Genomic DNA, 23,708 nt, shown 5'->3' with positions numbered 1-23,708 from the left:
ATAGACCCGTGAAGCGCACGGCTGCTAAGAGGCCGTGCGCCCGATCCCGCTAGAGCACGGCTGAAATTGACTTGCTCAGTTTGCTCACAAGCTCGTCAATCTGCGCGTCTTCGATAATAAAGGGCGGTGCCAACAGGATATGGTCACCCAATCGACCATCGCGCGTGCCGGACATCGGATAGCAGATCAACCCTTCAGCCATCGCGGCCTTCTTGACCTTTCCGGCTACGCCGAGCACCGGATCGAACGGCGTCTTGTCCTCGCGATCCGCGACCAGTTCGATGCCGCGAAACAGCCCCCGGCCACGAAGATCGCCTATGTTCGGGTGTTGCCCAAAAGCGGCCTCAAGCGCTGCCTGCAACTTGCCACCCATAACTCCCGCGCGTGCGGGCAGGTCCCGTTCGGTTAACTCGCGTACCACGGCCAGCGCCGCAGCGGTTGCAACCGGATGACCGATATAAGTGTGCCCGTGCTGAAAGAACCCAGAACCGTCCCGGATTGCGCCATAGATCCGGCCTGTGCACAACATCGCTCCGATCGGCTGGTACCCAGCTCCCAGGCCCTTGGCAATGCACAGAATATCCGGCGCTACGCCGTCGTGGTCGCAAGCAAAAAGATGCCCCGTCCGGCCCATGCCACACATCACTTCGTCCAGAATCAGCAACACACCGTACTGGTCGCAAATCTCGCGGATGCGTTGGAAATACCCCTCGACCGCGGGAACTGCACCAAGGGTGGCCCCAACCACCGGCTCGGCCATAAAGGCCATGACCGTATCGGAGCCCAGCCGCAGGATTTCGGCCTCAAGCTCGTTGGCCACCCGTTGGCCATAGTCATAGCTGCTCTCGCCATCCGGCTTTTCCGCGTATTCGAAACACGGCGCGATATGGGTCATCTCGATCAACATCGGCGCGAATTGGGCCCGCCGCCACTCATTCCCACCCGCTGACAGAGCACCCAGAGTATTACCGTGATAGCTTTGACGCCGCGCGATAACGTGCCGCCGTTCGGGTTGCCCGATCTCCAGATAATACTGCCGCGCCAGTTTGATCGCCGCCTCTGTCGCCTCGGACCCGCCCGATACAAAATACACGCGGTCCAGATCACCCGGCGCATGCTCTATCAACAGGTCAGCCAGCGCCTCTGCCGGTTCTGACGTCATAAAGCCGGTATGCGCAAAGGCGATCTTCTCGACCTGCTCTTTTACCGCTCGGATCACGGCCGGGTTGGAATGGCCCAGACAGGACACGGCTGCGTCGCCGCAATCCAGATAACGCCGACCCCGCGCGTCAATCAGGTAGCATCCGTCACCACCTGCGACTACGGGCAAATCAGACTTCGTGTGGCGTGGAAATACATGACTCATTTTGTTGCCCTTTCCAGCATGGCGATAAGCGCCGATACCGACGCCGCGTTGTTTTCCCAAGTGTTCCCGTCGCGATCAGTCAGGCTGTTTTCGAACCCAACCCGCACATCACCGCCCCGCCCGGCGGCTTCTACCAGACACGCGTGTTCTTGCGCACCAAAAGCACAAATCATCCAGTCTGACGCGCCGACCGGGAACTGATCCAGGTCTTGAGGCGAGGACTGCTGACCGGTTGTATAGCGGCCCAAGACCAACAGACGGTCAGACTGTTCCTTGTGAACGATACCGTCCTTTCGCCACTGCACCAGCAACGCAGCATCCTCTGCGTCGTACAAAATGTGCTGAACACGGGTCCCCTGCTCCTCGCACAAACCGTATACCCGCGCCGCAAGATCCGGCGCTCGCGCTATTTCCCTCACGGAAATCGAGGCCCAGTCGGGTTGCACCTTCTGCAAACACTCAAATTGCGCGGGTACGTCGAAAATACCCGCAGCTTCGGTCGTGATCTGCAGGTCCATGTCCGGCACGACCCGGCCCAACTCGGCGATCGTCTCCAGATATTGCCCGGCATCCAAGGAATGTCGTCCCCGTTTATCCCGCACGTGTAAATGGATTCCATCCGCGCCGGCCTCGAAACAGGTCTGCGCGCTGTGCAGGATTTGATCCAAGGAAACAGGAAGTTCCGCGTGATCCGAGTGCTGCCGCCGCGCACCATTCGGGGCCACCAGAACATAAGGTAACCGGGCTGTTTCGTTTGCTGGTCGTGTTTCTGACATCGACATACCTCTGAACTGCTCATTCCATCTAATCGACTGCGTTTTGTTTTCTACTTGCTAATTTGATAACATATGTTTTTTCTTTCCATGCAAAACACGCCAAGCCAACTCACCGACCGACTGCGACTGGAGATCGGGCGTATGTCCCCCGGCCTGCAAGCTGCAGCCAAATATATCATCGACCATCCCGGAGATTTCTGGCTGGACCCCATCCGTGGCTCCGCCGCCGACATAGGCGCTAGTTCAAATGTTCTGGTCCGTTTGGCCCAGCGATTGGGCTTTGACAGTTTTGAGGCATACCGGGACCCTCTCAGAATCGCGCTGGTGACGGACCGGGAGGCCGACCCGGGCTAGGACTGGATGACAACCATGCGGTCTGAAGACGTCTTCAGCAAAACGCAGGCCAGGTTGGTTCAAAATGAACAGAATGCGGTCACACGTTCCCTGCGTCTGATGAAACCCGAAAACGTCCGCCATGCCGTTGAACACATGACCTCCGCGCACCGGTGCTTCGTGACCGCGACTCGCGCAAACTACGCGCTGGCCTATTACTTTTCCTATACGGGACACATGGCACATCCGGGAATTCAGCTGGTTCCACGACATATCGGTTCTGCTGACGACCTGCTGGACGCCGACGAAAACGATTGCCTGATTGCCATCACGATCCACCCCTATTCTTCCGACACGATCCAATCGATGCGCTTTGCCAAACAGAACGGGCTGCAGATTATCCTGATCTCAGACAGCGACGTGATCGCACCCGGAGTTGAGCCCGACGCTGCCTTCACCGTCAGCACCCGCACTCTGCATCATTTTTCGTGCTTTACAGGTGCCATGGCTGTTCTGGAGTGTCTGCTGGGCCACCTCTTTGACGCCGGTTGGGACGCAGCCCGCCGAAGGGTTGAAGAATACCAAAAGGCACGAGAGGACACAGGCGCTTATTGGCAACCGGCTAAGCCCCCAAGGGTTCGGCGCATATGAAAAGCCCCGATAAAATACCGGGGCTCTGATCGTTTGCCGATTACACGCAGGCTTCCACGGCACGCTTCGTCATGACACCCACAAGATGCGCGCGGTACTCCTTGCTGCCGTGCAGATCGCCAATCATGTTGGCCGGGTTGATACGCAAACCCATCAACGCGTCACCGCGGAATTCCTTGTTCAACGCTTCCTCAGCCTCGGACCAGCGGAAGACCCCGTCTTCGCTGGCGCCGGTGACGGCTACCCGGACGCCGTCCGCAAAGCGGGCCAGATAGACCCCTACCAATGCAAAACGCGATGCGGGTTGCAGGAACTTCTGATAGCTCGCTGCTTGCGGAACCGGGAAGCGAACCGAAGTGATGATCTCTCCTTCATCAAGCGCTGTTGTGAACATGCCCTCAAAAAAGTCATCCGCTGAAATCTGACGCGCGTTGGTGATGATCGTCGCGCCCGACCCCAAGGCCCCTGCAGGATAACAAGCCGCCGGGTCATTGTTGGCCAGCGAACCGCCAATGGTCCCACGATTGCGCACCGCCGGGTCGCCGATCTGCCCTGCCAGTGCCGCAAGCGCCGGGTAATTGCCTGCCGCCTCACGCGCCACTGTCGCATGAGTCGTTGCACCGCCAATAGCTAGCGAGCCATCGTCCTCGACGCACACCCCCTTCATCTCAGCAATCCCATTCAGAGATACCAGCGATGACGGGGCCGCCAGCCGTTGTTTCAGCGTCGGGATCAGGGTTTGCCCCCCTCCCAATGCCTGCGCTTCCTCACCCTCCAACGCGGTGACCGCGTCAGCAATGGTCGAGGGCTTCTCAAACTCGAAACTGTACATTTCGTCTTCCTTTCCAAAGAGCACTCTTCCGCTCTTCATCTTTTTGGAAATACTCCGGGGGTCCGGGGGCTGGCCCCCGGTCCTTCCTCTCTCCTCAACCGTTCATCGCCGTCCAGACGCGCGACGGGCTTACCGGCATGTCGATGTGATCCACCGCCTTGCCACCCGAATTCAGCGCGTCCAGCACCGCGTTGACCACCGCCGGCGGAGAGCCGATCGCTCCGGCCTCACCACAACCTTTCACACCCAACGGGTTGTGGGTACAGGGTGTCTGGCTGGAATGGTCGACAGCATAGAAGGGCACGTCATCGGCGCGCGGCATTGCGTAATCCATGTAGGACGCGCTCAGCAGCTGGCCATTCTCGTCATAGGCGCAGTTTTCCAGCAAAGCCTGACCTATGCCCTGGCCAATGCCACCATGCACCTGGCCATCCACAATCATCGGGTTGACGATGTTGCCGAAATCATCCGCTGCGGTGAACTTTTCGATGCTGACCTTGCCAGTTTCGGGGTCCACTTCGACTTCACATGCATAAGCACCGGCCGGGAAGGTAAAGTTAGCCGGGTCGTAGAACGCGGTTTCCTCCAGCCCCGGCTCAACTTCCAACGGGTAATTGTGCGGGACATATGCCGTCAGGGTCACATCACCCCAGGCCACCGACTTGTCGGTACCTGCAATGCTAAACTGACCGTCTTTCAGTTCAATATCAGCCTCGGATGCCTCCAGAAGGTGCGCAGCGATACGCTTTGCTTTTTCGATCACCTTCTCGGTCGCCTTGACCATGGCAGAGCCACAGACTGCCAGAGAGCGCGAGCCATAGGTGCCCATGCCAAACGGAATTTTTGAGGTGTCACCGTGCACGATCTCGACCATCGACTCGTCGATGCCGATCATGTCTGCCACAACCTGCGGAAAGGCGGTTTCATGCCCCTGCCCGTGGCTGTGCGCACCCACCATGACGCTGATCGAACCGGTGGCATTCACCCGAACCGTCGCCGCATCATAAAGACCCGCCCGAGCCCCCAGCATGCCGACGATATTCGACGGAGCAATCCCGCACGCTTCGATATAGCAATTGACGCCGAGACCGCGCAGCTTGCCCTTGGCCTCACTTTCCGCCCGGCGTGCAGCAAAGCCCGCCAGATCGGCCGCCGCTTCAAGCTTGTCCATCGTCCCGTGATAATTGCCGGTGTCATAGGTCAATGCCACGGGCGTATCGTACGGAAATTCCGTGATGAAGTTCTGACGCCGCAGGGCAATCGGATCGACGCCCAACTCACGGGCGGCCTTGTCGATCACACGCTCTATTTGGAATGTTGCCTCGGGTCGACCGGCACCACGATAGGCATCCACCGGCACCGTATTGGTGAACATCGCCTTCACGTTCACCTGAATGACCGGCGTCTTGTAGTTGCCAGCCATAAGCGTCCCGTGCAGCCAGGTCGGAACCGAACTGGAGAAGGTCGACAGATACGCGCCAAGGTTGGCGTAGGTATTCGTGCGCAACCCGACAAAGTTGTTATCTGCATCCAGCGCCAGTTCAATTGTGCTGACATGGTCGCGGCCCTGCGCATCCGACATGAACGCCTCGGACCGGCTGGCCGTCCATTTGATCGGACGATTGCAGGCCTTGGCTGCGAAGGTGCAGAATGCTTCTTCGGCGTAGTGGAAAATCTTGGTGCCAAAACCGCCGCCCACATCCGGGGCCACAACACGCACCTTGTGCTCGGGCAGACCCAAGACAAAAGCGCACATCAGTAGGCGGATCACATGTGGGTTTTGCGAGGTTGTATAGAGCGTATACTCCTCGGTCCCCCGATTGTATTCGGCCACAGCCACACGCGGCTCCATCGGGTTGGCGACCAGACGGTTATTCACCAGATCCAGAGTCGTCACATGTGCCGCATTGGCAAAAACTTCATCGACCTTGTCGTTGTCCGCTTCGCCCAGATGCCAGTCATAACAGATATTGTTCTTCAGATCGTCATGAACCAGCGTCGCGCCATCCTGTGCAGCGGCCTTCATGTCCAAAACTGCTGGCAATTCCTCGATGTCCAGATCAATCGCCTCGGCCGCGTCGCGCGCCTGTTCCAGGCTGTCGGCAACAACGGCAGCAATCGGGTCGCCCACATGGCGGACCTTGCCTTGTGCCAGAATGGGATGCGCAGGTTCCTGCATAGGCGCGCCATGCCGGTCGGTGACTTCCCAACCGCAGGGTATCCCGCCCACGCCTTCAAAGTCCTTGCCGGTGAAAATCCTGACCACGCCCGGCATGCCTTCTGCCGCCGAAGTGTCTACGTTCTTGATCCTGCCATGCGCGATGTCGGACCGCAGGAAATGCACATAGGCCTGACCACGTGCGTTGATGTCGTCGGTATAATTGCCCGCTCCGGTCAAAAAGCGCACGTCCTCGCGCCGCTTGGAACTGGCTCCGATGCCACTGTCTTTGGGCATTGCTTGTTCTCCTCCCATAAACGGATGCGATAGCGCATCCTCTCCGTTCCCACGGGCGTCTCCTCTCACGCCCGCAGTGGCATCATTCGGCAGCGATGCTGCTGACGTTCTGACCCGATGCGGCCATGATCGCCTTGACGATGTTGTGGTAGCCGGTGCAACGACACAGGTTGCCTTCCAGATACTTGCGCACCTCGGCCTCGGTCGGGCGCGGGTTCTCCTTCAATAGCGCCGCCGCACTCATCACCATGCCGGGAGTGCAGAACCCGCATTGCAGCCCGTGATGATCCTGAAATGCCTGCTGGATGGTATTTAGCGAGCCATCCGAATTGGCTTGCCCTTCGATGGTACCCACCTCTGACCCATCGGCCTCAAGCGCCAGCATGTTGCAAGATTTGACCGCCTCGCCATCCACATGCACAACGCACGCGCCGCATTGCGCGGTATCACAGCCCACATGCGTGCCGGTCAAAGACAGGTGGTCGCGCAGAAAGCTGGACAGCAAAGTCCGGCCTTCGACATCACCGCTCACGGGTTTTCCGTTCACGGTCATTGAGACCTGTGTCATAAGTTCCTCCCATTTCGTATTGTTGTTCGACCCGAGTTAAACACGGGAATTTTCGTTTGAGAACAAAAAACTTCGCCACCTGTTTTCACAGGTTTTGCGCCTAGCCTTCTTTAGCTAAGCCTATTAAATGCGAAAACAAATTGCCGTAACGTCAATCTTTTCGCGACGCCCGAGGCTGAGGTCTGGTCGGGATTTCCTTCAGCAATCCTCCGACCCCCATTCCGGCGATATCAGCACCAGTCGTCTCGATCCCGCAGGCAACGCGAGACAGCACCCAATCCGCACCATTCAGCGCCGGAGACCGCGCGCATCCCGGCAGTCCGATTACGGGCCGTTCTCCAAGAGTCCCCAGAAACAACAGGTTGCCCGGATCGACCGGCATACCAAATCGGTCCACCTGACCACCGGCGGCACGCACGGCTTCGGGCGCGACATCAAGAACGTCCGAGGTCGCGGACCCGGTCAGGATCATCACCACATCGCTTTGCGTGTCCGCCACTGCGGTTGCGATCGCTTCGGTTTGATGCGGCACGATACGAACGTCACTGAGTTCCATTCCCAACGCTTCGACACGACCTCGGACCGCCGCGATGCCCTTTTCATTGGGCGGTCCACCTGGGATGTCGGTCACGATCAACCCTGCTTTTCGAAAAACGGGCATGGCCAGACGGATGGCGCGTTGCGCCAGACGAGATGCCTCATGGACGTCCGCGCCGGGTACTGCGTAGGAGATGACCTTGATCGTTGCGACCATCCCACCGGGGCCCATCTGCTGATGTTGTGGCACGGTGGCGACGGTAATCATCGGATTTACCTGATTGAAGGCCTCAAGCGCTTCGACATCCAAAACCGCAACGCCCGGTCCTTCGGCCAGCAGGTTCACGCGACCAGTGAAGGGCTGTGTCACCCGCAATCCCGCCGCTTCTGGATCAGGTGCCAACGCCGATGCCAACATGCGGGCGGCTTCGTCTTCGTGGCAGTCTCCGGGCTCGAGCTGGGCGACCGTGACTGAACTGTAACCGGCCGTGGCCAGCTGGCTTTGATGCTCATGCGTCAGGGTGATGCCTTTGCGCAGTTTGGTGTCGCCCGTCTGCACAGAGTGGGCCAGTATGGCACCGGCAGCCTTTGCGACGGGAACAGGGCCAAACTTCACGCTTTGCCCCTCAGCACAGCCGTCATCTGCGCCAGAATGGAAACCGCGATTTCCGACGGGTCCGCAGCACCGATATCCAGACCGATGGGACCGTGAATTTGCGAGATCTGGGCATCGGTGAAACCAGCGTCTTTCAAGCGCGCCACGCGTTTGGCGTGGGTTCGCGTCGAGCCCAGAGCGCCAATGTAAAAGACCCCTGCCCGCAGCGCGGCCTCCAGGGCCGGATCATCCAGCTTGGGATCATGGGTCAACAGCACCACCGCCGTGCGTGCATCCATCCCCAGCTTGGCAACTGCTTCATCCGGCCAGTCTGTCAGGATCGTCTCACCCGGAAACCGAGCGCTTGAGGCAAACGCATCACGCGGATCAATGATGGCCGGATCGTACCCCGCGATCCGCGCCATCGGGACCAGAGCCTGCGCGATATGCACCGCACCAACGACGATCAGTTTCAGCGGCGGATTGTGAACTGCAACAAAGGTTTGCCCATCCTCCTCGAACCCCGACCGATCCATGCGCAACCGATCAGGATAAGCGTTGCGGCGCAGGTCCCTGTGGCCGGTTTCGATGTTCACCTCATAAGCAATTGGTTCGCGCCGGGCCCGTGCATCGACCAACTCGCGCAGCATCAGTTCCGGCAGCACCTTGCCCACGGGCTCAACCAGAACGCGGATGGTGCCCCCACAAGCCAGACCGACGGCAAAGGCGTCCTCATCGCTGACCCCGAATTCCAACAAGCGCGCTTCGCCCTCTTCGATCGCCTCCAGAGCTTCGACGACAACCGCGCCTTCGACACAGCCACCCGAGACCGAGCCCTCGATACTTCCGTCGCCACCGATCACCAGCTGTGCGCCAACACGGCGCGGCGCACTCCCCCAGGTTTCAACGACAGTGGCCAGAGCCGTAGGTTTACCTTGTCTGTGCCAGTTCAAAGCCGTCTCTGGGCTGTTGTCGAATCTGTCCATTGCACACTCCCGGGGTGTTCTGAACCAACATAGGGAGGTTTGGCAGGATGAAAAGTAACCGCCGCCCTCAATTGGTTGGACACGGCCGTAAAAGTCGAACCTTTGGCATAAACAAGCCAGGATTTTCGTCCGTAACGCTAAGGATTGATTGTCAGCAGGTCTGATTCTAGCCTACACGCGCGACTGGTGCATTCCAGTATGCGCATATTAATTTTTCACAACGGAGACAGAGAGTTGAAAAGCATTTTTACACTCGGAATGGCAATTGGCCTGCTGGCCTCAACCGCTGCGACCGCAGACACTTTCCTGCGCTATGGTGAGGTTGAAGGGTGGAAAGTCTTCATCGATCAGGAGAAAAAATCCTGTCTGATCGAAGCAGTGGATGACGCGGAAAACGTGGTCCAGATGGGTCTGACTGAAGACCGTGGCGTGGGGTATGTCGGTGTCTTCACCAAGGCCAAAACCGACATCAAGCGCGGTGAGAAAGAAGGCGTGGCGATCCTTCTGGGCGACAACATTTACGTCGGTGAAGCCACCGGCATGAAGGGCAATATCACCAAGGGCTATTCCGGCGGCTACGTTCTGTCCGATGACCCCCAATTTGCGGATGACATTGCAAAGCAAAAAGTCATGGTTGTGTTTCCTGAAAAGGAATTCGCTTTCACTGTCGACCTGACCGGCACCTTCAAAGCGATGGAAATGGCACGCAAGTGCAACGAGGAACAGCTGAGCTGAGATTCAGCCAGAAAGCGCGGTCATCAGCCGCGCTTTCTCACCCACGTCATCGGGTTGTGAGATGACAGTGGCAAGATCTTCCAGCGACGCAATCGAATGCCCTGCGCGGAAGCTGTCCACATGCGGCAGCATCGCTGCGATGCCCTGCGCTTTGGGCGCGAACCCATCCCAGCGCAACAAAGGATTGAGCCAGATCAGCCTACGCGCCGACAGGTTAAGTCGCTCCATTTCCTTCCCCAGCGCTTCAGGCTCGCCGCGATCCAAACCGTCCGAGATCAAAAGCACCACGGCCCCCTGCCCCATAACCCGGCGTGACCAGTCCCGGTTGAAGGCGTGCAGACATTCTCCAATCCGCGTGCCTCCTTCCCAATCCTGCGCCTCAGCCCCGGCGGCGGCTAATGCCGCATCGACATCGCGCTGCTGCAGGTGACGGGTGATATTGGTCAGTCGGGTACCGAAGGTGAAGGCGTGCACTTTTGCCCAACCCGCACCTTTTTCGTTAGAAACAGTGTGTAGGAAATGCAGGATGATCCGGCTGTACTGACTCATGGATCCGGAGATATCGCAGAGCACCACAAGGTTTGGCCAACGCGGCTTGGGCTTGAGGTGCGCGATATCGCGCAACTCGCCGCCCTGACGCATTGCGGCACGCAAAGTGCGGGCGCGATCGATCCGATGGCCAAGATGGTTGGCCTGCCCGCGCCGGGATTCGATGGGTTTGACCGGCAAGGTCAACCGCGCCAGCATTCGCTTGGCCTGCGCGATTTCGGCTGTGCTCATCTGTTCGAAGTCCAGATTCCGCAAACGTTCCTCTGAAGAAGCGGTCTGCGAAGCGTCAATTTCCAGTTCGTTTACTTCTTCCTGTTCCGTCGGTTCGGGCAAATCGCGCTCCACACCATCCAGCAACGCTTCAGCCGCGCGTTTCTCACCCGCGTCAGCTTTACGCTCCTCCTGCACACCGCGGATGGCGGGCAACATCATGGACATCATGTGCTCCAGATACCGCGGATCACGCCAATACAGGCGAAAGACCTGTGCGAACACGGTGCGATGCTCGGGACGGTTCACGAAGCAGGCGTGCAGGGTCCAGTAGAAATCCCGCTTGTCGGTAAACCCGGCGGCCTGCACGGCCCGGATTGCGTCCACAACCCGGCCCGTCCCGATAGGTAGCCCTGCCTTGCGCAAGGCACGCGCGAAATGCGTGATGTTCTGAGCCAGCTTGGGGTCGTCGGGGATATCCAGTGGGAGTTGTTCCGCCATCATCGTTCATGGGGGCGCTGCCCCCATACCCCCGGAGTATTTCGGAAAAGATGAAGCATCAGGCCGGTTCAAGAGATGCTTTTGCCTGATCCAGAATCCGTTTCGCCTCGGACCCCTGCAATTTTTGAATGTCGTCCTGGTACTTGAGGATCGCACCCAGTGTATCCCCGATCACTTCTGGGCTGAGGTTGATAACGTCCAGCGCCAGCAGGCATTTGGCCCAGTCGATGGTCTCGGCCACGCCGGGTTTTTTGAACAGGTCCTCGGTGCGCAGGTGCTGGACAAAGGCGACGACCTCGCGGCTGAGTGCCTCGGCGGCTTCGGGTGCGCGGGCGTGCAGGATTTCGATCTCGCGGTCGAAATCGGGATAATCGACCCAGTGATACAGGCAGCGGCGTTTCAGCGCGTCATGTACTTCGCGCGTTCGGTTCGACGTGACGATCACGATTGGTGGTTCGGTGGCTTTGACCGTACCCAGTTCAGGAATGGTGACTTGGAAATCGCTGAGGGCTTCCAGCAGGAACGCCTCAAACGGTTCATCGGTGCGATCAAGTTCATCGATCAGCATGACCGGCGCGCCGTTTTCATCCGGGCGCATTGCTTGCAGCAACGGGCGTTCGATCAGGTATTCGTCCGAAAACAACTCGGATTGCAATGCGTCGCGATCTGCCCCACCCGCAGCCTCGGCCGTGCGGATTGCTACCATTTGCGCCGGGAAATTCCATTCGTAAACGGCCGAGGACGCGTCCAGCCCCTCATAGCATTGCAGCCGGATCAGGCGCCGGTTCAGCCCGGAAGCCAGCGCTTTGGCGATCTCGGTTTTGCCGACCCCCGCCTCACCTTCAAGAAACAGAGGGCGGCCCAATTTCAGCGACAGGAACACCACTGTCGCCAGAGCGCGCCCACAGACATAGCCTTGTGTGCCCAGCATGGTCCGAACGGCATCGATGGAATCTGGCGGTGTCATGTTAAAATCTCTCCCTCGCCACAAGAGGTCACGGCAACGGACGCGCGTCAAGACCGTGATCTTTTAAGGACTTACGGCGACCGGTCCCGAAGGCAAGGTCTTCACCAAAATTGAGGGCCTTTCACCGCCCGGTTCGCTGTGCTAGCGGGGGGCATGACCGATACGCTGACCATCCGCCGCCCCGACGACTGGCATCTGCATCTGCGCGACGGCGCGATGTTGCAGGCCGTCCTGCCCGAAACCGCGCGCCATTTTGCCCGTGCGATCATCATGCCAAACCTGGTGCCGCCTGTCGTGACCGGGGATCAGGCAGCCGCCTATCGCGACCGCATCATGGCGACCTTGCCCGACGGCATGACATTCGAACCATTGATGACGCTGTATCTGACCGAGGATACGGATGCCGAAGACGTGGCAGCCGCCCATGCCAGCGGGTTGATTAAGGCGGTAAAGCTGTACCCGGCAGGGGCCACGACGAATTCGGCCTCGGGTGTGCGGGATTTCGACAAGGTGCGACCTGTTCTGGAAAGGATGGCTGAAATCGGCCTGCCCCTCTGTGTGCATGGCGAGGTCACCGATGCCGAGATTGACATCTTTGACCGCGAGGCCGTGTTCATCGACCGCGTTCTGGACCCGATCCGCAAAGCGACCCCGGGCTTACGGGTGGTGATGGAGCATATCACGACGGCCAACGGCGTGGATTATGTGAAATCCAATGACACCGATCTGGGCGCGACCATCACGGCACACCATCTTATCATCAACCGCAATCATATTCTGGTTGGCGGCATCAAACCGCATTATTACTGCCTGCCCGTCGCCAAACGGGAAGAGCACCGCCTGGCTCTGCTGATGGCCGCGACCTCCGGTGATGCGCGGTATTTTCTGGGCACAGATAGTGCTCCGCATACAGACGCCAACAAGGAAATGGCCTGTGGCTGCGCCGGGTGCTTTACGGCAACAAACACCATGTCGCTGGTGGCCGAAATGTTTGACCATGCGGGCGCGCTGGACAAGCTGGAAGGGTTTGTGTCGCTTAACGGGCCAGCGTTCTATCGCCTGCCGGTGAATGAAGATACGATCACCCTGACAAAGGGTGAACCCGTGGAATACCCCAGCAAGATCGAAACCGGAGACGGCCCGGTGACGGTCTTCGAGCCGGGTTTTCCGCTGCACTGGCGCGTGGTCTAACCAGCCAGCATCTTTGACAGATCGCGGGCGCGGCCGCCGGTGCGCAGCATCGACCAGATCGCGTCCGCATCTTCCGCTCCAATCAGTTTGGCCGCTTTTCCCCGCACCCGATCTTCACGGTCCGATAACGTCATAGGTGCCAGAAGATCGTGTGTGGCCTCGGGTCTTGCCCCATCACGGCGCAGCAAAGTCAGATGCGCCTGCGTTTCGGACAGCGTTTCGTCGGCCTCAACCGAGATGCGATCTCGCAAGGACTTCAGACGTGGATCCGCACATGTCTTTTCCGAATAGCTGCCGGGTAAGGCAGTGTCATACCCCAGCGCCTGCATCGCGATGACGGTCCGATACGAAAACTTGGCTCCCAGTCCGGTGGTCGGAGACATCTGGTTGCACACGCTCATCCAGCGCGGGTGAGTATTAACAGTGATCTCAGCCACTTCCGGTTCGGCAATGTCAAGGTCGCGGGCGGCTTCTAACGCGGCGTGCAGACCATGGCAACATGCATGGAACTTGTGGCTGACGCTTTCAAACAACCATTCCTCGCCCAATCCCTCCAATGCGGCGGCGCTGTCCGCTATGCCCTTGTGCGTTGCGGCAAATCCATACTGCCCTTCCAACGCATCGGCATTCGGCTCGAAGCCTCCGGCCACCAGCAGCGCCGCCTCAACCCCGGCAGATGCCGCTAGCCCTGCATTGTAGGGCTTACCCATCGTTCCAAACTGTGCCTTCAGCCCAGCCGCACGGGTTGCTGTCAGCCCCAGAACTTTCCGCATCTGGTCCACATCGAATTTGAGAACACGACCCGCGGCAACAGCTGCGCCAAAAGCGCCAGACGTGGCCGTCTGGTGAAACCCCGCCTGGTAGTGGTCTCGACCTAACCACAAACCTACCCGGATGGAGACCTCCATCCCGACCAGAGCGGCCTCGAGGAAATCGACCAGAATGCGGTCGTCCCACTCGCTCAGCGCCAGTGCGGCAGGCAGGATCGCCACCGAGGGGTGACCGATATGGGCAAAATGGGTGTCGTCATAATCCAAAGCGTGCGACACAGTCCCATTTACCAAGGCAGTGCCCCGCAACGGGGCCGCGCCGCCACCGAAGAGATGTGCTTGCTCTGCTCCCCCTTCTCCCAAAATAAGGTCACGAACGGCTTGAGAAACCGGCTCATCAGCTCCGGCCCGCCCTACGGCAATCCAGTCCAAAACTGACAATGAGGTGACGATGCGCGCCTGCTGAGACGTGGTTACAGGTCCCGCTGCAAAGGCGGCTAGAGATGTGGTGAATTCGGTCATGAGCGCAGTCTAGCGTCCGACAATCGGGGGTAAAGCCTTAGCTGTACAAATCCTGAGCGCGGGTTTCGAAGGCCTGAACGATCCGGTGCATGGCTTCGTTGAACACAACGCCGATAATGCTCTGCAGAATGGCGTTCTTGAATTCGAAATCCACGTGGAAGGACACGTCGCACCCCCCATCCGCTGCGTCTTCGAACTGCCAGTCGGATTTCATGTATTTGAACGGTCCGTCTAGGTATTCCGTGTCGATCTTCTTCGGGTCGGCATGCAAAGTCACGCGGCTGCCGAACCGTTCACGGAAAACCTTGAACGAGATGACAAGGTCGGCCTCCATTACCTGCGCCTCGCCTGCCGCATAGGTTCTGCGAATGCGGGCAGCAGCACACCAGGGCAGAAACTCGGGGTATTTGGCCACGTCCGCAATCAGGTCATACATCTGCTGAGCCGAATAAGGCAGGTGGCGAGTTTCCGAATGAGTAGGCATGGCGTCCGGTATTTGCAGGTGACAATGGCGCGTCATGTCGTATGTTGCGCGCCAAAGATCAAGGGGGCAGCGATGAGCGACCGTGCATATGTGATAGATGAGATGATCTCGGCCAAGGCAATCGCGGCCCGGATCGAGGAGCTTTGCCGCGAAATCACTACCGAATTCGAAGGCACCGACAAGCTGGTCGTTGTTGGCCTGCTGCGCGGCAGCTTTGTCTTCATCGCTGATCTCGTGCGCGAACTTGACCTGCCGATTGAAGTGGATTTCCTTGAGGCGTCCTCATACGGTGATTCAATGGAAAGCAGCCGCGAAGTGCGCATACTCAAGGACTTGCGCGGCGCAATTGAAGGGCGGGACGTTCTTGTCGTCGAGGATATCGTCGACACCGGTCATACGCTGAACCATGTGACGAAACTGCTGCAAAGCCGTAAGCCCAGCCGCCTGAAATCCATCGCCCTGCTGGACAAGCCCAGCCGGCGAGAGGTTGATTTCCGTTCCGACTGGATCGGCTTTGAAATCCCGGATGAGTTTGTTGTGGGCTACGGAATCGACTACGCGCAGCGCAATCGCAACCTGCCGTTCATCGGAAAGGTGCGTTTTGTCGAGGATTGACTAAACGTTGCGGACGGCAACTGTTCAAGCCCCCAGTTCTCCCAGCACCTGCCGAATGGCTGCAAGGAAAATTCCTGTGCCAACCGGGATAAGGGCATCCGGAAAATCATAATCCGGGTTATGTAATTGCGGATGTTCGCGCCCTGCCCCCAGCCAGAACATCGCTGATTTCGCCTGTTTTCCGAACTGTCCGAAATCTTCAGAAAATTTCTGCGGATTTTGCGTCAGTTGGCATGGCGCATTTGTTGAAGCGCAAGAATTGACCAGTATTTCCACGGCTTCCCGATCATTCACACAAGCCTCGAACACATCGTCATAAGTTATCTCAGTTCCAAGACCATGTTCGGCTGCAGCGCCGGAGACCAAAGCTTCTGCCTCTGCCACCAACTGCTGCATACGCGCGTCCGAAACGGTGCGCAAAGTCACCCAAAGCTCAGCATGGCCGGGGGCTACGCCAAAAGTCCGCTCACCCAGAGAGGCATGGGTAACCGTCGTCAGTGCGAATTCCGAATTTAGCGAACCACCTTTCCCCAGTTGCGCCAATTGTGGCATCAGCACCGATAACGCAGCCGCCGGAGACACCCCGTCCTGAGGGGCCGCCGCGTGCGAAGTTTTGCCCGTCAGAACAATCTTCATTCCACGCGAAGCGCAATTGGCCGGGCCTTCACACAATTCGACCTCACCGAGTTCCAATCCCGGCAGATTGTGCAGCGAAAAAACGTAGTCTGGAGCGATCTCAGAAAATCTCGGGTCCGCCCGATAGGCAATAGCCCCCCGCCCGGTTTCCTCGGCGGGTTGGAAAATCAGGATAACGCGGCCAGATTGCGGGCGCGCCAGGCTCAGGTGTTCCGCGACCCCCAGCACCATCGTCATATGCCCATCATGGCCACACAGGTGACCCTTGCCCGGAACCCGCGAGGCATAAGAAACATCGGAAATTTCCTGAATCGGCAGCCCATCCAATTCGCACCGAATGGCAACTGATGGACCGGGCTGCCCGCTGTCGAAAACGGCCGCCACTCCATGACCGCCAAGTCCGGTCAGCACCTGATCGGCTCCGAAGTCACGCAACAGCCCCGCCACACGGGCGGCTGTTTCCAGTTCCTGCCCGGACAATTCAGGGAATTGATGCAGGACGTGACGCAGGCTGGTCAGCCGCGCAATCACCTCTGGGCTCACCCGTGCTCCAACTTTTTCTGGCGTGCATCACGCAGGCGCGCAAAGTCGTCGCCCGCGTGGTAGGAAGACCGGGTCAGCGGTGTCGCAGACACCATCAGGAAGCCTTTGCCATAGGCTGCTTTTTCATACGAAGCGAATTCCTCGGGCGTGACGAACCGGTCCACTCCGTGGTGTTTGGGCGTGGGCTGCAGGTACTGGCCGATGGTCAGGAAATCGATATCGGCCGCACGCATGTCGTCCATGACTTGCCGAACCTGCTGTTCGTCCTCGCCCAGACCAACCATGATGCCCGACTTGGTAAAAATAGACGGGTCCTGCTCCTTCACGCGCTGCAACAGCCGCAACGAATGGAAATATCGTGCACCAGGGCGAACCTCTGGGTACAGGCCGGGAATGGTTTCCAGATTGTGGTTGAACACGTCCGGCTTGGCCTCGACCACAGTTTCAAGAACCGAAGGATCGCATTTCAGAAAGTCCGGCGTCAGGATTTCGATTGTTGTCTTGGGCGAGCGGTGCCGCACCGCGCGAATGGTCTGAGCAAAATGCTCGGCACCGCCATCTTCAAGGTCATCTCGGTCAACCGAGGTGATAACGACGTGGTTCAGCCCCAGCTTCTGAACTGCATGAGCAACGCGCCCCGGCTCAAAAGTATCCAGTTCATCAGGGCGGCCCGTAGCAATATTGCAGAACGTGCAACCGCGGGTACAGATCTCGCCCATGATCATCATGGTAGCGTGTCCCTGGCTCCAGCATTCGCCGACATTCGGGCATCCAGCTTCTTCACATACGGTGACCAGATTATTGTCCCGCATGATCCTGTGCGTATCGGCATAGCCTTTGCCACCGGGTGCTTTCACGCGTATCCAGTTCGGTTTCTTCGGCTGCGTATTGTCTTTGCGATGCGCCTTTTCGGGGTGACGTTGTTCGGGGATCTTCAGATCACGCACGGTCGAAATTCCTGACTTTGGGTCAATTTGCTTTCGCCTAACATAATCTGTCAAGGCGAACTACACCACCCATGCATAGCTGCCATGACAGCGCACCATGCAGGTGCAGAAAGCACCTGCGCAAATGGCTGAAAATCCACTAAATAACAGCGGCCTTCATCACCTTGGGCAGAATTCGCGAACGCGGCAAATATTCGATTGAAGCGGATTTAGAACTGTTTTAAATCACTGGAAGTTCACCCATGAATCACAGGAATTTGAATATGAAATCCGGTACCAAACTGCCTGACGTAACCTTTCACACCCGCGTCCGTGATGAGGCTGTCGAAGGTTCCAACCCGTTCCGCTGGGAAGACAAGACTACGGCAGATTACTTTGCCGGCAAGCGCGTTATCCTGTTCTCGCTGCCTGGCGCGTTCACACCGACCTGCTCGACCTACCAACTGCCGGGCTTCGAAAACGGGTACGCCGATTTCAAAGCAAAAGGCATTGATGACATTTACTGCATGTCCGTGAACGACAGCTTTGTCATGAACAAATGGGCTCTGGACCAGGGCTTGGAAAACGTCAAAGTCATTCCTGATGGTTCGGGCGAATTCACCCGCAAAATGGGAATGCTGGTGGATAAAGACAATCTTGGCTTTGGTATGCGGTCCTGGCGCTATGCCGCCATCGTTAACGACGGTGTTGTCGAGGCGTGGTTCGAAGAGCCTGGCCTGATGGATAACTGCCCGGAAGACCCATACGGTGTCTCTTCGCCGGAAAACCTGAAGAAACACCTGGACGAAGCCAAAGAGCCTGCGCTGGCCTAAGTTTCAGAAATACAAACGCAAGGGGCTCGCCGCTGGCGGGCCTTTTTTCTCAGGCTCTTGTCGCCGACACAATTCCTTGCCCGACCTGACGGATGACCTCTGCCAATCCGTTGAACCAGCCCTCATCCCCTGTGGAAGAACGACGAACCAAGCCCACTGTCCGGGCCGGCTGCGGGGTGCAAAAACGGCGGAGCTTCAGTCCGGGAACTGCCTCAGCTTCCGCACGGGCGGCGAGTTCAGGCATCAGCGTCAGGCCGAAACCTTCAGCGACCAATCGGGACAAAGTGGCCAGAGAAGATGCCCCCATGTTGATCAACTCACTGCTCCGGTCCTGACCACAGACTTCAAGGGCCTGATCGGTCAGGCAGTGCCCATCGTCCAGCAGCATAAGCTGCGCGGTCTTCAAATCCAGCGGACGCAGAGATTCCGGATCGCTGGCCATCCTCTGAAGACGCGCATGACTGCCGGCCAACAGGAACCTGTCTTCGAACAGCGGCAGTTCAAACAACTCGCTTCCACCCGCGGGTAAGGCCACAACTCCTGCGTCAATTTCTCCTGCGCGTAGCATCGCAAGCAGGCGTTCCGTTCTGGCCTCGCGTATCTGGACCCGCAACGACACGTCCGAACTGCGTAAACCTGCCAGAACTCCGGGCAGCAAATAAGGGGCGATTGTTGGAATAATTCCAATCGACAGCGACCTGTGCCCTCCTGAGTGATCCTTGGCGAACCGGTCCAGCCGATCTGCGGCTCCAAGAACCTGACGCGCGTAATCCAAAACATCGCGGCCCAGCGGGGTAATAAGAATGTCGCGCGCCTGTCGTTCGAACAAAGGGCCGCCCAATGTCTCCTCCAGCGCCTTAATCTGAACCGACAACGCGGGCTGAGAGACATTGCACGCCTGCGCGGCCCGCCCAAAATTTCTTTGTTCGGCGACAGCACTGAAATATTGCAGTTGTCTGAGGGTAAAATTCATAGCCCATGACTATCACTTACCCCCAAAGCTGCAAGCAAAACATATCGCTTTATTGCTAACCGATCAGACGATTCCGCTCTGCCTGTGTCTCATAATGCCGCTTGAGCCGTTGAAGTGCGATCCGCAATACGATCTTGCCCGAGCGCGCGGACCATCCCATTCGTTTTTCTGCAAGCTCCAGCCCCTCAAGGTAGCAACAGCAGCGCAGAGCGACATCGCTCAGACCGGGTCCAAGATCCGACAAGGCCCTCGCGACACGATCACGCGCATCCGACGATCCGCATCCGCCGTGCGCCTTGCTGTCAAAGCTGCCGCGTCCGCCTGCAGTCAGGAAATGATCCCAGTTTTGCGCAACCTGAGGTCCAATCTGGGCCAGTTCAAAATCCTCGCGCAGCCGCTCGCCCGCGCCCACCAGTTCTTCGTCCAAGAAGGGTTTTCCATCCCGATCCCGCCTGCGTGCCAGTGCGATCAGTGGGCTCTCTGCTGCGCTGTACCTAATGCGCCTAGGCCGATCCGGGTTTGACCCGCCGACCGGGCCACGCGCCATTTGCGTCTGAAACGGCGTTTGCGCTTCGGCCATGCCGAACTCATTCCTCGCCCGGGCTTTGTTCTCCGCTTCTGCAACCAATTGACTGAGCACTGTACGCCCGGATGCGGAAATACGATATCGCGAAATGCGCCCCGGATTATCGCAGGAAATCCAGTCCTTAAGGGCCAGAGCCTGCGCAATTTTGCAGTCGACCACCGCCGTTCTGGTCGCCCCGCCATCACCCGAGTCGCGCACTACCACGGCCTTGTCCATTTCCTCGGCAACGGCCAGCACCGAGCCCGTTTCGCACAACCGGCGCAGAATTCGAAGGGCCTCTCGGTCGAACTCTTCATCCTTCGCCGCCGCTGCGTCGTCCTGCGTCACAATCGGATCACGACCCGATGCTGTGCTTTGATCAGAGAAATGCATCTCTGCCAGCGATTGCAGCGCAGCATCCACCAGCGGATCGTCCCGGCGCATTTCTATTCGCCTGATTTGTCTGAGTATGGTCGAAGCATGGCACCCCGCGGATCGCGCAATATCGCGGATCGATTGGCCGGTTTCTGTGTGGGCCAGATATCGCTGCGCCCCCTCAGGTACCCAAGCCGGAATGGTGAAAGCCATGTTATTTTCCATAGTCACTTGCCCTCGTCGACAAAACAATCTGTTCCCAATCGCCCCCGATGAATTGTTAACCAAATCTAACTAGAGTCGCTTTCGTTACTCGTTCGTTAACCCGCAGAGACAAGAACCAGATTTGATTCAAAAACATAAACAGTCATGAAGTCAGAGTTCGGGGCGAACCCAATCATCGCAACACCCGTCCAGGTTGTGCGTTAAATGGGGCAACTTCCATTCAGACAAGGGAACCCCGAAATGCAGGACCTGATGACCATGATTACAACGCTCCGCCGCCCACGCCTTTTGGCACGGGCCGCAAAACTGGGGGCGCAGGATTACGATCGGGATCGGCATCTGCAGCGGATATTGGGATATGGCGAACTGCCCGGTACAGGTGCAGCGCTGGTTCGGTTGATGGACATGGAGCGAGAAGTTAACGCGCAAAGGCTCGACGAAGACGCCGCCTATTCACTGGTCCGACATCTGGACCTGCTGATCGCGTTGCTGGGCGAGGCGCAACTGTTTCAGGCCAGCCGCGCCTCGCAATATCACTGATCAGGTGAAGGCATCCGGCATGGATGCTTTCTTTTCCGCCACGTATTCACTCAGCGCGGCGTTGATTGCGGGGTCGAGTTGAGGCTGTTGATAGTTGGCCAGCAGATGCTCGACCCGCGCCGATGCCAACTGCCGCGTATCGCGACCGCCTTCATCTTCCCAAGTCTCATACGGCTTGTAGTCCAGCAGTTCTGATTTCCAGAAGGCGTCTTTGAAGTTCGCCTGCGTGTGGTCACAGCCCAGATAATGGCCACCGGGGCCGACCTCACGGATCGCGTCCATGGCCTGGGCGTTTTCGTCAATCGCAACACCCTTGGCCAAACCGTGCAGAACGCCTAGCTGATCGGCATCCATGACGAACTTCTCGAAGTCTGCAACCAGACCGCCCTCGAGCCAGCCGCAGGAGTGCAGCATGAAGTTCACCCCAGACATCAGACCCATATTCAGCGAATTCGCGGTCTCATAAGCCGCCTGAGCATCGGGCAGTTTCGATCCACAGAACGACCCCGAGGACCGGAACGGCAGGTTCAGACGCCGTGCCAGCTGACCCGCGCCATAGGTGATATGCGAAGCCTCGGGCGTTCCGAACGTCGGCGCACCGGAATTCATGTCGATGGACGTTACCATCGCGCCAAAAATGGCGGGCGCTCCGGGACGGATGATCTGGCTATAGGCAACGCCCGCCAGAACCTCGGCCAGAACCTGCGTCAGCGTACCCGCGACGGAAACCGGTGCCATCGCACCGCCCACGATAAAGGGCGAGATGATGCAGGCCTGGTTGTTCTTGGCATAAACCTCAAGCGATCCCATCATCACGTCGTCGAAAGTCATCGGCGAGTTGATGTTGGTCAGCGAGGTCATCACAGTATTTTCCTGAACGAACTCTTTGCCGAACAGAATCTCGCACATCTCAACCGAATCCTGCGCGCGGCTGGGATCAGTGACCGAACCCATGAACGGTTTGTCCGACAAGGTCATGTGCGCCATCAGCATATCCAGGTGACGCTTGTTCACCGGCACATCCGTCGGCTCGCAGACGGTGCCGCCCGAATGATGCAGCCACTTGGACATGTAGGCCAGTTTCACGAACTTGTTGAAATCGTCCATGGTCGCATAGCGACGACCGCCCTGCGAATCACGCACGAATGGCGGGCCATAAACCGGCGCCAGAACCAGATTGCGACCGCCGATGACAACCGATTTCTCTGGGTCGCGGGCGTGCTGAGTGAACTGGCTGGGCGCAGTCTTGATCAGTTCACGTGCCAGACCGCGCGGAATGCGTACGCGTTCACCATCGACATCGGCACCAGCATCTTTCCAGCGCTTCAATGCGCCCGGGTTATCGACAAAGTTGACGCCGACCTCAGCCAGAATGGTTTCCGCGTTGGTCTCGATGATCTCAAGAGCTTCCTCATTGAGAATCTCGAAGTTTGGAATTTTCCGTTCAATGTACTTCGCGGTTTCAATCCGAACTGCGGTACGCTCGGCCCGGCGGGCGGCTCCACCTCCACCGCGACCTCGACGACGTGCTGCTTCAGCCATTTTCTTTCCCCATGATCAGGAAGTCTTGATTAGGCTACTGTCTATCGCGCCAACTATGGCGACTCTTGGAAGATAACGGCGATTGGCACATAAAAGCGACATATCGTCCGCTGCATGAAGAATTACGCCAACCGACTTAAGTTTCCGGCGTTTCTTCCCATTCCACACTCATAATACCGGGCTCAAGTATAAGCGGACTCGCGATTTTATGCTGCACATTTTCGGGCTGATCCTCGGTGGACACAAGAATTTCCAGGGTTTGAATGCCTTGTTCATCTTCGTCGTCTTTCTGAAATCCGACGATGCGCACCCCATTTTGCGCCAGTGCCTGCAGGGCCGCCGCACGTGCACCGACCTGCGCATCCGCCGCGCACCGGACCAATATACGAAACTCCTGTGTTAACGGCACACCGGCGCGGGTTGTTTTTTTCAGCCATTTCACCAGCGGCCGCAATCCAAGGTTCACGAAAATGACGAAGCCCGTCATCATCAGCGCGAAGACCCACGCGCCACTGCCTGCCATCATACCAACGGCAGCCGAACACCACAGGGTCGCGGCCGTGTTCAGTCCATGAATGGTAAAGCCATTTCGGAAAATGATGCCGGCGCCCAGAAAACCGATCCCGGACACGACCTGCGCCGCGACGCGAGTCGGGCTGACCTCATCCGGGTAAAGCGCGGAAAACACGACAAAAGCAGCCGCACTCAACGCGACCAGCGCATTTGTCCGTAAACCCGCCATCCTTTGGCGGACCTGCCGCTCGGATCCGATCAATGCACCGCAAAACAGCGCCAATGCCAGATTCAAAGCAGCTAATTCAACGGCTATTGGCACGCGCACCTCCCATGCAAGTCCCGCCATCCCGGCGATCGGGTGAAGTGCGTCATATTTCTGTTACAAAACTTT

24 protein-coding genes are annotated in these 23,708 nt (G+C 58.2%); 7 read left to right on the top strand and 17 right to left on the bottom strand.

The window, feature by feature from the left end; genetic code table 11:
* Positions 1-49: 49 nt before the first annotated feature.
* Together GOX66_RS05290 and GOX66_RS05285 are read right to left on the bottom strand one after the other, a co-directional pair.
* Positions 50-1,366, bottom strand: coding sequence for an aspartate aminotransferase family protein (locus GOX66_RS05290; protein ID WP_170760326.1), 1,317 nt, complete (start codon positions 1,364-1,366; stop codon positions 50-52).
* The gene (locus tag GOX66_RS05285) at positions 1,363-2,142 is read right to left on the bottom strand and encodes a beta-keto acid cleavage family enzyme (RefSeq protein WP_170760324.1); all 780 of its coding nucleotides are present in this window, start codon (positions 2,140-2,142) and stop codon (positions 1,363-1,365) included. The genes GOX66_RS05290 and GOX66_RS05285 overlap by 4 nt, the downstream gene beginning before the upstream one ends.
* Before the next feature lie 72 nt (positions 2,143-2,214).
* On the opposite strand from GOX66_RS05285, the gene GOX66_RS25755 reads away from it, so the two are divergent.
* Both GOX66_RS25755 and GOX66_RS05280 read left to right on the top strand, forming a co-directional pair.
* The gene (locus GOX66_RS25755; protein WP_237212516.1) at positions 2,215-2,496 is read left to right on the top strand and encodes a MurR/RpiR family transcriptional regulator; all 282 of its coding nucleotides are present in this window, start codon (positions 2,215-2,217) and stop codon (positions 2,494-2,496) included.
* 15 nt (positions 2,497-2,511) lie between these two features.
* Positions 2,512-3,126: a MurR/RpiR family transcriptional regulator gene (locus GOX66_RS05280; protein WP_237212515.1), complete on the top strand. Its 615-nt coding sequence runs from the start codon at positions 2,512-2,514 to the stop codon at positions 3,124-3,126.
* Positions 3,127-3,166: 40 nt separating this feature from the next.
* On the opposite strand, the gene GOX66_RS05275 is transcribed toward GOX66_RS05280, so the two are convergent.
* The 5 genes from GOX66_RS05275 to GOX66_RS05255 all read right to left on the bottom strand — a co-directional run bounded on the left by GOX66_RS05275 (position 3,167) and on the right by GOX66_RS05255 (position 9,099).
* Positions 3,167-3,958, bottom strand: coding sequence for an FAD binding domain-containing protein (locus tag GOX66_RS05275; RefSeq protein ID WP_170760322.1), 792 nt, complete (start codon positions 3,956-3,958; stop codon positions 3,167-3,169).
* A 94-nt stretch (positions 3,959-4,052) separates the two neighbouring features.
* On the bottom strand, positions 4,053-6,413 hold the full coding sequence (locus GOX66_RS05270; protein WP_170760320.1) for a xanthine dehydrogenase family protein molybdopterin-binding subunit: 2,361 nt from the start codon (positions 6,411-6,413) through the stop codon (positions 4,053-4,055).
* An 82-nt stretch (positions 6,414-6,495) separates the two neighbouring features.
* Positions 6,496-6,981 (bottom strand): (2Fe-2S)-binding protein, encoded by a 486-nt coding sequence (locus GOX66_RS05265; protein WP_170760319.1) that lies wholly within the window; start codon positions 6,979-6,981, stop codon positions 6,496-6,498.
* A gap of 151 nt (positions 6,982-7,132) precedes the next feature.
* Complete coding sequence (locus tag GOX66_RS05260) at positions 7,133-8,134, bottom strand: molybdopterin-binding protein (RefSeq protein WP_170760317.1); 1,002 nt, start codon at positions 8,132-8,134, stop codon at positions 7,133-7,135.
* Positions 8,131-9,099 (bottom strand): XdhC family protein, encoded by a 969-nt coding sequence (locus GOX66_RS05255; RefSeq protein WP_170760315.1) that lies wholly within the window; start codon positions 9,097-9,099, stop codon positions 8,131-8,133. Before GOX66_RS05255 ends, GOX66_RS05260 begins: the two co-directional genes overlap by 4 nt.
* A gap of 234 nt (positions 9,100-9,333) precedes the next feature.
* Here GOX66_RS05255 and GOX66_RS05250 point away from each other — a divergent pair, with 234 nt between their 5' ends.
* Positions 9,334-9,834: a hypothetical protein gene (locus tag GOX66_RS05250; RefSeq protein WP_237212513.1), complete on the top strand. Its 501-nt coding sequence runs from the start codon at positions 9,334-9,336 to the stop codon at positions 9,832-9,834.
* 3 nt (positions 9,835-9,837) lie between these two features.
* Here the strand turns inward: GOX66_RS05250 and GOX66_RS05245 are convergent, their stop codons facing one another.
* Positions 9,838-11,094 (bottom strand): vWA domain-containing protein, encoded by a 1,257-nt coding sequence (locus GOX66_RS05245; RefSeq protein WP_170760313.1) that lies wholly within the window; start codon positions 11,092-11,094, stop codon positions 9,838-9,840.
* 58 nt (positions 11,095-11,152) lie between these two features.
* Entirely contained in the window at positions 11,153-12,061 is a 909-nt protein-coding gene (locus tag GOX66_RS05240; protein WP_170760311.1) for an AAA family ATPase, read from the bottom strand.
* 153 nt (positions 12,062-12,214) lie between these two features.
* Here GOX66_RS05240 and pyrC point away from each other — a divergent pair, with 153 nt between their 5' ends.
* Positions 12,215-13,252 carry a dihydroorotase gene (gene pyrC / locus GOX66_RS05235; RefSeq protein WP_170760309.1) on the top strand — a complete coding sequence of 346 codons (1,038 nt, stop codon included), beginning with the start codon at positions 12,215-12,217 and terminating at the stop codon, positions 13,250-13,252.
* Here the strand turns inward: pyrC and GOX66_RS05230 are convergent.
* Together GOX66_RS05230 and GOX66_RS05225 are read right to left on the bottom strand one after the other, a co-directional pair.
* Entirely contained in the window at positions 13,249-14,544 is a 1,296-nt protein-coding gene (locus GOX66_RS05230; protein WP_170760307.1) for an MmgE/PrpD family protein, read from the bottom strand. The two genes, pyrC and GOX66_RS05230, sit on opposite strands and share 4 nt — an antisense overlap.
* A 37-nt stretch (positions 14,545-14,581) precedes the next feature.
* A complete protein-coding gene (locus GOX66_RS05225; protein ID WP_170760305.1) occupies positions 14,582-15,028 on the bottom strand; it encodes a type II toxin-antitoxin system RatA family toxin in 447 nt (148 codons plus the stop codon).
* Positions 15,029-15,100: 72 nt separating this feature from the next.
* On the opposite strand from GOX66_RS05225, the gene hpt reads away from it, so the two are divergent.
* Positions 15,101-15,643 carry a hypoxanthine phosphoribosyltransferase gene (hpt, locus tag GOX66_RS05220; RefSeq protein WP_170760303.1) on the top strand — a complete coding sequence of 181 codons (543 nt, stop codon included), beginning with the start codon at positions 15,101-15,103 and terminating at the stop codon, positions 15,641-15,643.
* A 24-nt stretch (positions 15,644-15,667) separates the two neighbouring features.
* Here the strand turns inward: hpt and GOX66_RS05215 are convergent, their stop codons facing one another.
* Both GOX66_RS05215 and lipA read right to left on the bottom strand, forming a co-directional pair.
* Positions 15,668-16,822 (bottom strand): amidohydrolase, encoded by a 1,155-nt coding sequence (locus GOX66_RS05215; RefSeq protein ID WP_170760301.1) that lies wholly within the window; start codon positions 16,820-16,822, stop codon positions 15,668-15,670.
* Positions 16,819-17,769, bottom strand: a complete 951-nt coding sequence (gene lipA, locus GOX66_RS05210; RefSeq protein WP_170760299.1) for a lipoyl synthase — start codon at positions 17,767-17,769, stop codon at positions 16,819-16,821. Before lipA ends, GOX66_RS05215 begins: the two co-directional genes overlap by 4 nt.
* 263 nt (positions 17,770-18,032) lie before the next feature.
* On the opposite strand from lipA, the gene GOX66_RS05205 reads away from it, so the two are divergent.
* Complete coding sequence (locus tag GOX66_RS05205; RefSeq protein ID WP_170760297.1) at positions 18,033-18,581, top strand: peroxiredoxin; 549 nt, start codon at positions 18,033-18,035, stop codon at positions 18,579-18,581.
* A 49-nt stretch (positions 18,582-18,630) separates the two neighbouring features.
* Here GOX66_RS05205 and GOX66_RS05200 read toward each other — a convergent pair whose 3' ends face one another.
* Both GOX66_RS05200 and GOX66_RS05195 read right to left on the bottom strand, forming a co-directional pair.
* Complete coding sequence (locus tag GOX66_RS05200) at positions 18,631-19,554, bottom strand: LysR substrate-binding domain-containing protein (protein WP_170760295.1); 924 nt, start codon at positions 19,552-19,554, stop codon at positions 18,631-18,633.
* A 55-nt stretch (positions 19,555-19,609) separates the two neighbouring features.
* Positions 19,610-20,719: a DUF6456 domain-containing protein gene (locus tag GOX66_RS05195; protein ID WP_170760293.1), complete on the bottom strand. Its 1,110-nt coding sequence runs from the start codon at positions 20,717-20,719 to the stop codon at positions 19,610-19,612.
* 240 nt (positions 20,720-20,959) lie between these two features.
* Between GOX66_RS05195 and GOX66_RS05190 the strand changes: the two genes are divergently transcribed.
* The gene (locus GOX66_RS05190) at positions 20,960-21,259 is read left to right on the top strand and encodes a DUF6477 family protein (RefSeq protein ID WP_170760291.1); all 300 of its coding nucleotides are present in this window, start codon (positions 20,960-20,962) and stop codon (positions 21,257-21,259) included.
* Here GOX66_RS05190 and GOX66_RS05185 read toward each other — a convergent pair whose 3' ends face one another.
* Positions 21,260-22,801: a trimethylamine methyltransferase family protein gene (locus GOX66_RS05185; RefSeq protein WP_170760289.1), complete on the bottom strand. Its 1,542-nt coding sequence runs from the start codon at positions 22,799-22,801 to the stop codon at positions 21,260-21,262.
* Positions 22,802-22,937: 136 nt separating this feature from the next.
* Positions 22,938-23,636 (bottom strand): MgtC/SapB family protein, encoded by a 699-nt coding sequence (locus GOX66_RS05180; protein ID WP_170760287.1) that lies wholly within the window; start codon positions 23,634-23,636, stop codon positions 22,938-22,940.
* Positions 23,637-23,708: the final 72 nt, after the last annotated feature.

Source organism: Ruegeria lacuscaerulensis (genome assembly GCF_013031245.1).
GTDB classification, from domain to species: Bacteria; Pseudomonadota; Alphaproteobacteria; order Rhodobacterales; family Rhodobacteraceae; genus Ruegeria; species Ruegeria lacuscaerulensis_C.
This window is presented reverse-complemented; position numbering and strand designations above follow the sequence as displayed.